This is a genomic window from Gluconacetobacter aggeris, from assembly GCF_014174395.1.
Lineage (GTDB): Bacteria > Pseudomonadota > Alphaproteobacteria > Acetobacterales > Acetobacteraceae > Gluconacetobacter > Gluconacetobacter aggeris.
This window is the reverse complement of the sequence record NZ_JABEQD010000027.1, coordinates 1-9,252: the sequence shown is the minus strand read 5'-3', so window position 1 is coordinate 9,252 and position 9,252 is coordinate 1. Positions and strand designations below refer to the sequence as shown.

Genomic DNA, 9,252 nt, shown 5'->3' with positions numbered 1-9,252 from the left:
GCTCATCTCCTGCTTCCTTCGCAGAAGAGACTCGCCCGACCACTGGCGCACAGGAAACCCGGCGCTTCTTCACATTCGATTCAACGCTCAAAACCGCCAAAGTCCAGCTTATTCAAGCCCAAAAATTGTCAGAACAGAGGGCGTAACCTCTGTTCGATCTTACATTTCACCTGAAAGATTTTGTTGACATGCCTCACAACATGAAATAAAAATGTTGCACATGAAGCATGTTAATGATGACCCAATCGATGAGGACAAATGAGAACCAGATGCTGGAGACCTTGGCTGCCCTTGCGAATCCACATCGACTCCGAATCCTCGAAGTGTTGCATGCTGAAGGGCGGACTTATGTCAGTCAGCTTGCACGCAAGCTAGGTATTAGCCGTCCCCTGCTGCATTTACATCTGAAAAAGTTACAGGACGCAGGGCTTGTGTTGAGCAAGATGGAATTATCGCAAGATGGAAAGTCGTTAAATTACTTCGAGATCGTAATGTTCGATATTGCGCTAAACCCGGCCTCTGTTGCTGACGCCGCTCGTTCTCTACCTCTTTCCACAAAATACGAAATCTCTGAAAGGGACAAACATGAATGACCATGCCTTGGCATTTCTTCTTATCACCATCCTGGTGCTGGTTGTAATTGTGCTGATCTTTGGGATGAAATACTTTTCTTCTGCGCGATCTGTAAGGCTTCAGATCAACAGTGAAGGTGCTTATCGTGATCTCGCGGCGCGCTCCATCAAAACTCAGGAAGACGGTGTAAGTGGGGTATCGGCCACCAAGAGATCAATCGCTGAGATAGAAAGACGCCTTGCGAATATTGAAAAGGTTCTCAAGGAGGTTGATTGATGCGGTCGCCCGAGATGCTTGAAGAAATCGCGCAGTTGAGAAGGATGCGCTTTGCGTCACTTCTGGAAGGTTCAACTCTCATGATTCTTATAGGGATTGCTGTTCCTTTGAAATACCTTGAGGGATTATCTGTGGCGACTTCTATTGTGGGCCCCATTCATGGAATGGCTTTTATTTTTTACTTCTGGATGCTGATCCAGACCGTTTCAGATGGAAAATGGGCTCTAAACGATGTAATCCGAATGATTGTAGCAGCCCTTATTCCGTTTGGGACATTTGTAAATGAACGAGCACTGGCTCGTCGCCAGGCTTTATTGCTCGAAACCACTCAGTGAGGTTGCTGTGGTTTATCTTTGGCTTAAGGCATTTCATGTTATTGCCGCAATCGTTTGGATTGGAGGAATGCTTGCTACTTCCATTCTTATGCTAAGCAGCGTACGTGAAGGTCAGCAGATACAAAAAGCCAGCTCGTCAACGTTGATTACGTCCGTGCGTCGTTGGGATCAAAGGGTTACCAGCCCATCAATGTTCGTAACCTGGGCGTTAGGGTTGGCTATTGCGTTATTGGGGGGATGGTTTCCTGCGGCCTGGCTGATTGTCAAACTTTGTATCGTCTTGTTGTTGTCGGCTCTTCACGGATGGCTATCAAGGAAGCTCTTTTGTCAGCAAGAGAAAAAATCAATATCAGCTTTTCCTAAACCACAGTGTATTCCTTTTGTGGTAATTATGGCGATTGCTGCTATCGTCATGCTTGTAGTTACAAAGCCCATTTGAAAACTTTAAAAAAATAAATCTTGGCTCTTTCATGAGTAAATATTTCTAATATTAAATAAAAAACAACAAAATCCATCTCTAAAAATGGTGAAGCTATAATCCCTTATAGGTAGGAGAAATCTATAGTGATTGCGTCGAAAAGAAGAGAAATAGTCACCTTGGCTGCTGGCGTGGTTGCAGCATCTGTGTTGAATCCTGATAAAAGTAAAGCGGAGGAAAATTCTTTGCAAGGAAGTAAGTATTTTGTTTCGCGTGCTACTGCTCGTCCCAAGCCGAAAATTGGCATGCTTATTTTTCCGGGAGTTACCTCTCTCGATTTGATTGGACCGCAGTCGGTATTGGCTACTACCAGCGACATTTTTCTCATATGGAAAAACAAGAATCTACTTTTGTCCGATAGTGGACTGATTTTGAAACCTGATACGACTTTAGAAGAAAGTCCTAAAAACCTTGACGTGCTTTTTGTACCAGGAGGTCCAGGCCAGGTTGAAGTGATGCGAGATTCTGATGTGTTGAAGTTTCTTGCTGATCGTGGCTCACGAGCAAATTATGTTACCTCGGTTTGCACTGGTGCTCTTGTACTTGGAGCTGCAGGACTTTTGCAGGGTTATAAAGCTGGCACACACTGGGCAGCGCTTTCACTTTTACCTCTGTTCGGTGCAAAGCCTATGAACGAACGAGTGGTAGTTGACCGTAATCGTCTAACTGGCGGCGGTGTAACGGCAGGTATCGATTTTGGATTGACGCTTTTGAGTGCGCTTCAGGGTGAAAGAGTTGCAAAAGTTCAAGAGCTTGCCATGCAATATGATCCACACCCCCCATTCAATGTTGGAACTCCGGAGAAGGCTGGTCCGGATGTCACTAGAGACGCTATCACTTGGATACAGGCCTATGGCGTTGACATGATAGGAACCGCTCATGCGGCTAAAGAAGATATGCAGAAGTACACCATTTTGGATAGGTAAGATGAGTCCTGTGCATAATCAATATTAATGTCCTGCTTCTACGTTGAAAGCTCTTCTCTTTAAAACTGTTAGTTTTTGGAAAGTAAACGGCCAATGCCACCAATGTCTCCGACATCTGCCACTGTCCTGATGACAATTTCGCCTGTATTAGTTGCGTTAATTGCGATTGCCATTTTATCCCTTCCTTCAGAGCCATCTCGTCAAAGGTTTAGTGCAATTTTTGTGGCTGGGGCGGGGGCCGCTTACCTTGGAGCAGGCTTGGGTCTGTTTGAATTGGTCTTTTGTGGTGTAGTAACATTCCTTGCTTATCGCGGATTGAGTGATTATCGTGCGGTCGGTTTAGCCTGGGTATTGCATTCTATCTGGGATGCAACTCATGATCTATGGGGCCAGCCCATTCTACCTTTCGCCCCCACTTCATCTTACGGTTGCTTTGTTTGTGATTTTTGGCTTGCTGCCTGGTATTTCGCCGGGGCACCAAGCCCTTGGCAACGCGCGACTTGGCATCAAAATTTTTATACTTTCACTTCTGTTCTTCAGGGTTGCACATTGATTGCGCTTGTGTGCATTGCGGTTCCGGCACAATTTCTGTTTCATTTAAAAGGCGCAATTAGAGTCGCGTTAGTTAGTCATATCATTGTCGTTAGTATCTACGCCTATACTATGGGTAGCAAGCTAAAGCGTGATGAGCTGGCCTTTGAGGCTTTGGTTCCTTTTGCAACTTTTTTACGTATCAGAATATGCAATGCGTCATCGCCAGATACTCTTACTTGACCATCAAACAGGCGCAGCATTGTGAAGCACAGTCTTCGGTTTCAAGAAACATGTTTCGATGGACATGAATTCCGGATTGTATGGCGGAAGAACACGTTGTTCGAATCAGATAATTTTGACGTGCCCCCCGGAAATGTAACCATTTAAAAGTAGAGTCCGATCGAGAAGGATACGGACGGATGAAGCGCAGTCGTTTTACGGAAGAGCAGATCATAGGGGTCCTGAAGGAACAGGAGGCTGGGCTGAAGGTCTCTGATCTTTGCCGTCAACATGGGATCAGTGATGCGACGTTCTACAAATGGAAGACCCGCTATGGTGGCCTTGAGGTGTCCGAGGCCAAACGGCTGAAGGCGCTGGAAGATGAAAACAGCCGCCTGAAACGTCTTCTGGCGGATGCGATGCTGGATAACGCGGCGCTGAAGGAGATCGTTGGAAAAAAGTGGTGACGCCTGTCGCGAAGCGGCAGGCGGTTCGACATATTCAGGAGGCTCTGGACCTGAGTGAGCGCCGTGCCTGTGCCCTCGTTGGTCTTGCCAGGCGTGTTGCGCGGTATATTTCCACAGGATCGGACGATGCTGCCCTGCGCCAGCGCCTACGGGATCTGGCGTGCCAGAGACGCCGCTTTGGCTATCGCCGCCTGGGCTATCTTCTGGCGCGGGAAGGGTTCAGCCTCAATCACAAGAAGCTGTTCCGCCTTTACCAGGAGGAAGGTCTGAAAGTCCGCCATCGGGGTGGCCGCAAGAGGGCGCTGGGAACGCGCGCTCCCATGACCATCCCCCAGGAATCCGGGCAGCGCTGGAGCCTGGATTTTGTCTCGGATGCCCTGATCTGTGGTCGCCGGTTCCGCATTCTGGCTGTTATCGACGATTTCAGCCGGAAGAACCTGGCATTGGTTGCCGACACGTCATTGTCAGGGGGACGTGTGGCGCGGGAATTGACGGCCCTGGTGGAACGATATGGCAAACCCCTCATGATTGTCAGCGACAACGGTACGGAGTTCACATCCCATGCCATCCTGCAATGGGCCGATGAGATGAAGATCGAATGGCATTATATCGCCCCGGGGAAACCGCAGCAGAACGGCTTTATCGAAAGTTTCAACGGCCGATTGAGGGATGAATGCCTCAACGAAACGCTGTTCACGTCCCTCAGCCATGCCCGACAAGTTCTGGCTGACTGGCGGGAAGACTACAATACGGTGCGTCCTCATTCCCAACTGGATGGCAAGACACCGGATCAGGTCGCCAGGCAAGTGTCTCGGGGGCATGCCCCCGAGACACTTGCCATCCCATCAACCCCAAGCCATAAAAAACGGGAACTCTCCTTTTGAGTGGATACAAAAAGGGGGGCACGTCAATTTCATTAACTTCCGCACGCCGGTCAGGATATGCGGTAATCCGGAAAGGAAAAGCCTCTTTGATAACACTGAAGAAATCAACTGAATTATCTGCATTTTCCGCGTCATAGACGGCCAGATGCACTGAACTGGAGCATCGATCGATAGCGACATACAGAAAACGTTTCCGCCGGTCTCCATTCGCCGTCTGCAATTTTGGAAGATGTTTCTCGTCGATATGGACATAACCGGGATCGCAATCCCGGAACTTTCCCTGTCCACGTATAGATCTGGCCTTTGGAGCGGGAGGAAGCCTGTTCAATCCGGCATCTTTCAGAATACGCCGGATACTGTCCCGTTTCAGATACGGCAGGAAATGCCGCACGACAAAAGTGGAGGGATCGAAAAACTCTCTGGTTATGTGGCTGTGATTCCATCGTTCATCATGCGCCGAGGATAGAAGATGAAGCAGCCGGGTTTCTTTGATGTTGAAGAGCGGCTCGCGCGATTAAGTGGGCTCTGCGATCAGCTGGAGACCCGCAAAAACCGGGTGATTTCTGGCGAAGCGGGCTGGCTTGATGACGTCGATGTGTTGCGGGGTGCACCAAGGGCATCGTTCGGACCGATTTCCACGATGTCCGGAGTTGATTTCGCCGGTTTTGCCGACTTGCAGACAGAGTCAGCCTGCGGTTTCCAGACGCTCGTGGAAGATCAGCCGATTGAAGTTGTAGGCCAGGTTGCAAAGGGTCAGTTTCGCCTCAGCGCGGGCGAGGTCGATGGTGCGGATGAACAGGTTGAATCGGTTCTTCTGATGCGCGAAGACATGCTCAACATGCGCATGGATCGAGGATTTGGCGGCATTGGCCCTCGCGGTTGCCTTCGACATCGGCTTGCCCATGGGTTTACGCCGATGAATACGGGACGTGAGCATCTGGTCCGACAGCCACTTCTCGTTGCGCCTGGATCGATAGGCACTGTCTGCCCAGACCTCTGAACTGGTATTGTCCGTGCTGACGACCTGCCGGAGAAGACGTCCGTCCGGCGTTGACGCCGAAGTCACCGCCATGCCCCGGATGAAGCCGAAGCGTCGGTCGATGCTGATGTGGGATTTGTAGCCGAAGACCGGCAGGGCGATCATGGGGAGTGGCGTCCCATCTGCCCGATACCGGATTTTTCCGCCGACCTTGAGGGTCCAGCGCGCGTCGGTATCCCTCTGTGCTGCCTTGTTCGGCTCGTCCGGCCAAATGTCGTTGGCGCTCTTCCCTGACTTGATCGCTTCGCGTTCGCCCTCGGTGTTCCGCTGTCTTGGCGCAGGCACCAGCGAGGCGTCCACAATCTGCCCGGACATTGGAATGTAGCCCTTCTTCTGGAGTTGCCAGTCAAAGGCCTTCATCACCCGCCTCAGCGTTCCCGTCTCGGTCAGGCGATTGCGAAAATGCCGGATCGTGTTCTCGTCAGGCGTTCGATCCCCGAGCGACAGCCCCAGAAATCGCAGCCAACTCAGCCGATCGCGGATCATGAACTCCATCCGGGCGTCTGACAGATTATGCTGCGCCTGCAGGATCAGGGCCTTGAACATCATCACCGGATCGAATGGTGGGCGGCCGCCTTTGCTCCCATCGCCATAGCCAAGCCCTTCGACCAGCCACGCCCGGAAATACTCGAAATCTAGTGTCTCCTGCAAAACCTCAAGCGGATCGCCCTCTTTGCTCAAGGCATCAAGGTGATCGCTCAAACTGAACAGGGACTTGGGATCCATAGCAGGCCTCCGTGATCGCGCATCTTCAATGAATCACCATAGCCTTCCAAACGCTACCGGTTTTTGCTGGTCTCCAGCTCGAAGCTTTTTCCCGGATTGTGGATTTTGAAGTGTTCCGCCCTGATTTGGAGCAGGCTTTGGCCTATTCAAATGGGAGTAAAGGCGGACGACCGCCATTTGATCCGGTGCTAATGTTCAAGATCCTGATGATCCAGACGTTGAACGATCTGCCCGATGAGCGGACGGAATATCTGATCCACGACCGCCTCTCCTTCATGCGTTTCCTTGGTCTGGGGCTTTCAGATCGGGTGCCGGATGCCAAAACGTGTCAAACGAATTGAAGAACTGACCCCTTTGGCGAAGCGAGGAACTGACCCCGTCATGATGTTGTTGTCTCGGCTTCCCTGATGGACGCTCCGGCCTTCTGCAGAAGGCCGGAGCGTCGTTTCTCCCGCAGACGGTAGCTGTCGCCGCGGATGGTGATCACGGTGGAATGGTGCAGCAGGCGGTCCAGGATGGCGGTGGCCACCACCGGGTCGCCGAAGACCTCGCCCCATTCTCCGACCGAGCGATTGGAGGTCAGCAGGATCGAGCCGCGCTCGTAGCGCCTGGAGACGAGCTGGAAAAACAGATGCGCGGCGTTGGCTTCGAACGGCAGATAGCCCAGTTCGTCGATGATCAGCAGCTTCGGTCGCGATAGGAGCGCCAGTTGCTTGTCCAGCGCGCCGTCCGCATGCGCCTAGGCCAGCATGGCGACCAATGTCGCGGCGGTGACGAACTGCACGCTGTAGTTTCGCCGGATCGCCTCGCGCCCGAGCGCCACGGCCAGATGCGTCTTCCCCGTTCCCGGCGGCCCCAGCAGCAGGATCGTATCGCCGTGCGCGACCCAGCGGCACTCGGCCAGATCGCGGACCTGCCGGGGATCGAGGGACGGCTGGGCGTCGAACTCAAAGCCGTCGAGTTCCCGCACGAACGGGAACTGCGCCATCTTGCTCGCCATGGCGATGCGGCGCTCGTCGCGTCGCGCGATCTCGCGCCCGACCAGGAATGCCAGTGCCTCGCGTAACGTCATGTCCGAGCGCGCCGCCTCGTCGAGCAGCGTGTCCAGTTGGTCGCGGATCGCCGTCAGCTTGAGCCGGTCCAGCATCCCGACCAATGCCTCATGGTCCACGCCCGCCATCACCAGGCCCCTCCCGCGACTGCCTCATATTCGGCCAGCGGCCGGAGCAGGTCGGGCAACGGGGTCGGTAGCCCGGCAAGTGATGGGCCGTTCGCGGCCGGTCCGCCGACCACGCCGGCGAGATGGGAGCGATCGACGATCCGCTGCCGGCGTCCCGCGCAAAGCGGATGATCCGCCACGACCTGCCCGGCATGACGCACGACGACGCGCCCGCCCAGCACCACAATCTGGACGCTCTCGCCGATCAGCCGCCACGGCACGGAGTAGCTGTTGGTGTCCAGGTCGATCGCGCAATCGGCCTGAACCTTGCGCACCAGATCGCGCAACTGGCCGAACGGCGCGCGTCCACCGAGCGGGCGCAGGGCCTCGGCCTCGCCGGCGAAACGCTCCGACGGTGCAACGCCCGTCGTGCCATGCACGCGCCGGTCGGCAATCTCGCGCGTCCATTGGTCAAGATGCGCCTCGAACATCGCCCAGTTCGCGAAACGCCGTCCCGCGACCGCGTTCTTCTTGACGTAGCCGACCCCGCGCTCGTCCTTGCCCTTGGTTCGGGCGCGATACGGCGCACAGGCACGCGGCGCAAAGCCCCAATACCGCGCAAAGGCATGCAGCCGACCGTTGAAACGGACCTCCCGCGTCGTCGCGTCGTGATGCTCGACCAGAGCTTTCGCATTATCGAGCAGGATCTCCGCCGGAACCCCGCCGAACCGCAGGAATGCGCCCTCCATGCCCGCGAACCAGTCCGCCTGTCCCTGCCTCAGCGACGCGCGGATATGCAGGCGGCGCGAATAGCCGAGCGTCGCCACGAACAGATACACCCGCAGCCGCTCATCGCCGATCCACACCCGCGTCTCGCCGAAATCGATCTGCAACTGCCGCCCAGGCGGCGTCTCGAAGCGAACCGTCGCCCGCTTCCGGGCCAATAACTCTCGCCGCCACGGCCGGACCTTCAACTCGACCGAGCGAAGCCCAATGACGATCCCATGCTCGCTCGCCAGTTCCTGGCGGATCACGTCGGCATTGCCGTCGTGCCGGAAGAACCGCTCCCGAAGCCAATCGTCCAGACCATCGAACGCCGACCGCCGCTCAGGCTGCCGATACGCGATCGCCCCGCCAGCACGGACATATCGTCGCGCCGTGTTCCGCGAACAGCCAAACTCCCGCGCCAGCCGCTTGGCTCCCCAGCCAAGCCCGTGCAGCCGCATCATCGCGGCAACCTCCTCGGGTTGCAGCATCCCCGTTCCCCGCATCGTTCCAGACAATGCGGAAATCATGCTCTTTTCTTCCGTCATCGGTGCCCCTTTCAAAAACGAAGGGGGTCAGTTCCTCATTGCGACAGGGGGTCACTTGCTCACTTCGCCTGACAAAACGGTCTGGCTGTTCTGTGAGCGTCTGACACAGGCGGGTGCGATTGATGGCCTGTTCAATCGCTTTGACGCTGTTTTGAGGAACGCCGGTTATCTGCCGATGTCAGGCCAGATCCTGGATGCACCGCTGGTGGCTTTGACCCTGCCCCGTGAAATGCCCTCGTTTTTGAGTAAGGTCTGTCCAACGGGAGACAGGCAATGAAGAGATCACGTTTCACGCAGGACCAGATCATCGGAATCCTGAAAGA

Annotated in this window: 9 protein-coding genes and 4 pseudogenes; 9 read left to right on the top strand and 4 right to left on the bottom strand. The window is 54.5% G+C overall.

The window, feature by feature from the left end:
• Nucleotides 1-269 precede the first annotated feature (269 nt).
• The 7 genes from HLH36_RS19125 (at nucleotide 270) to HLH36_RS19095 (ending at nucleotide 4,692) form a co-directional block, all read left to right on the top strand.
• Nucleotides 270-593, top strand: a complete 324-nt coding sequence (locus HLH36_RS19125) for an ArsR/SmtB family transcription factor (RefSeq protein WP_246377047.1) — start codon at nucleotides 270-272, stop codon at nucleotides 591-593.
• A complete protein-coding gene (locus HLH36_RS19120) occupies nucleotides 586-849 on the top strand; it encodes a hypothetical protein (protein ID WP_182987868.1) in 264 nt (87 codons plus the stop codon). The genes HLH36_RS19125 and HLH36_RS19120 overlap by 8 nt, the downstream gene beginning before the upstream one ends.
• Entirely contained in the window at nucleotides 849-1,184 is a 336-nt protein-coding gene (locus HLH36_RS19115) for a DUF3817 domain-containing protein (RefSeq protein WP_220792925.1), read from the top strand. The genes HLH36_RS19120 and HLH36_RS19115 overlap by 1 nt, the downstream gene beginning before the upstream one ends.
• Nucleotides 1,132-1,623 (top strand): CopD family protein, encoded by a 492-nt coding sequence (locus HLH36_RS19110; RefSeq protein ID WP_182987867.1) that lies wholly within the window; start codon nucleotides 1,132-1,134, stop codon nucleotides 1,621-1,623. The genes HLH36_RS19115 and HLH36_RS19110 overlap by 53 nt, the downstream gene beginning before the upstream one ends.
• 125 nt (nucleotides 1,624-1,748) lie before the next feature.
• Nucleotides 1,749-2,588 (top strand): DJ-1/PfpI family protein, encoded by an 840-nt coding sequence (locus tag HLH36_RS19105; protein WP_220792924.1) that lies wholly within the window; start codon nucleotides 1,749-1,751, stop codon nucleotides 2,586-2,588.
• 102 nt (nucleotides 2,589-2,690) lie between these two features.
• Nucleotides 2,691-3,362 carry a DUF6010 family protein gene (locus HLH36_RS19100; RefSeq protein WP_182987866.1) on the top strand — a complete coding sequence of 224 codons (672 nt, stop codon included), beginning with the start codon at nucleotides 2,691-2,693 and terminating at the stop codon, nucleotides 3,360-3,362.
• A gap of 179 nt (nucleotides 3,363-3,541) precedes the next feature.
• A protein-coding gene (locus HLH36_RS19095; RefSeq protein ID WP_182987865.1) for an IS3 family transposase occupies nucleotides 3,542-4,692 on the top strand; the annotation gives its coding sequence in 2 pieces (ribosomal slippage) (nucleotides 3,542-3,800 and nucleotides 3,800-4,692; 1,152 coding nt in all).
• A 61-nt stretch (nucleotides 4,693-4,753) separates the two neighbouring features.
• Here HLH36_RS19095 and HLH36_RS19975 read toward each other — a convergent pair.
• Both HLH36_RS19975 and HLH36_RS19090 read right to left on the bottom strand, forming a co-directional pair.
• Nucleotides 4,754-5,101: pseudogene (locus HLH36_RS19975) on the bottom strand (IS481 family transposase); the annotation flags it as partial.
• Between the two features lie 276 nt (nucleotides 5,102-5,377).
• Entirely contained in the window at nucleotides 5,378-6,457 is a 1,080-nt protein-coding gene (locus HLH36_RS19090; RefSeq protein WP_182987864.1) for a transposase, read from the bottom strand.
• A gap of 32 nt (nucleotides 6,458-6,489) precedes the next feature.
• On the opposite strand from HLH36_RS19090, the pseudogene HLH36_RS20215 reads away from it, so the two are divergent.
• Nucleotides 6,490-6,792, top strand: a pseudogene (locus HLH36_RS20215) (transposase); the annotation flags it as partial.
• Nucleotides 6,793-6,836: 44 nt separating this feature from the next.
• Here HLH36_RS20215 and istB read toward each other — a convergent pair.
• Together istB and istA are read right to left on the bottom strand one after the other, a co-directional pair.
• Nucleotides 6,837-7,637: pseudogene (istB, locus tag HLH36_RS19080) on the bottom strand (IS21-like element helper ATPase IstB).
• Nucleotides 7,637-8,911, bottom strand: coding sequence for an IS21 family transposase (gene istA, locus HLH36_RS19075; protein ID WP_246377046.1), 1,275 nt, complete (start codon nucleotides 8,909-8,911; stop codon nucleotides 7,637-7,639). Before istA ends, istB begins: the two are co-directional and overlap by 1 nt.
• An 85-nt stretch (nucleotides 8,912-8,996) precedes the next feature.
• Between istA and HLH36_RS19070 the strand changes: the two are divergent.
• Nucleotides 8,997-9,140, top strand: a pseudogene (locus HLH36_RS19070) (IS5/IS1182 family transposase); the annotation flags it as partial.
• Nucleotides 9,141-9,252 lie beyond the last annotated feature (112 nt).

Excerpts from the sequence above, each read along its gene's own strand:
- HLH36_RS19125 (WP_246377047.1), top strand. The coding sequence starts at position 270 with ATGCTGGAGACCTTGGCTGCCCTTGCGAATCCACATCGACTCCGAATC.
- HLH36_RS19110 (WP_182987867.1), top strand. The coding sequence starts at position 1,132 with ATGAACGAGCACTGGCTCGTCGCCAGGCTTTATTGCTCGAAACCACTC.
- HLH36_RS19115 (WP_220792925.1), top strand. The coding sequence starts at position 849 with ATGCGGTCGCCCGAGATGCTTGAAGAAATCGCGCAGTTGAGAAGGATG.
- HLH36_RS19090 (WP_182987864.1), bottom strand. The coding sequence starts at position 6,457 with ATGGATCCCAAGTCCCTGTTCAGTTTGAGCGATCACCTTGATGCCTTG.
- HLH36_RS19120 (WP_182987868.1), top strand. The coding sequence starts at position 586 with ATGAATGACCATGCCTTGGCATTTCTTCTTATCACCATCCTGGTGCTG.
- istA (WP_246377046.1), bottom strand. The coding sequence starts at position 8,911 with ATGATTTCCGCATTGTCTGGAACGATGCGGGGAACGGGGATGCTGCAA.
- HLH36_RS19100 (WP_182987866.1), top strand. The coding sequence starts at position 2,691 with ATGTCTCCGACATCTGCCACTGTCCTGATGACAATTTCGCCTGTATTA.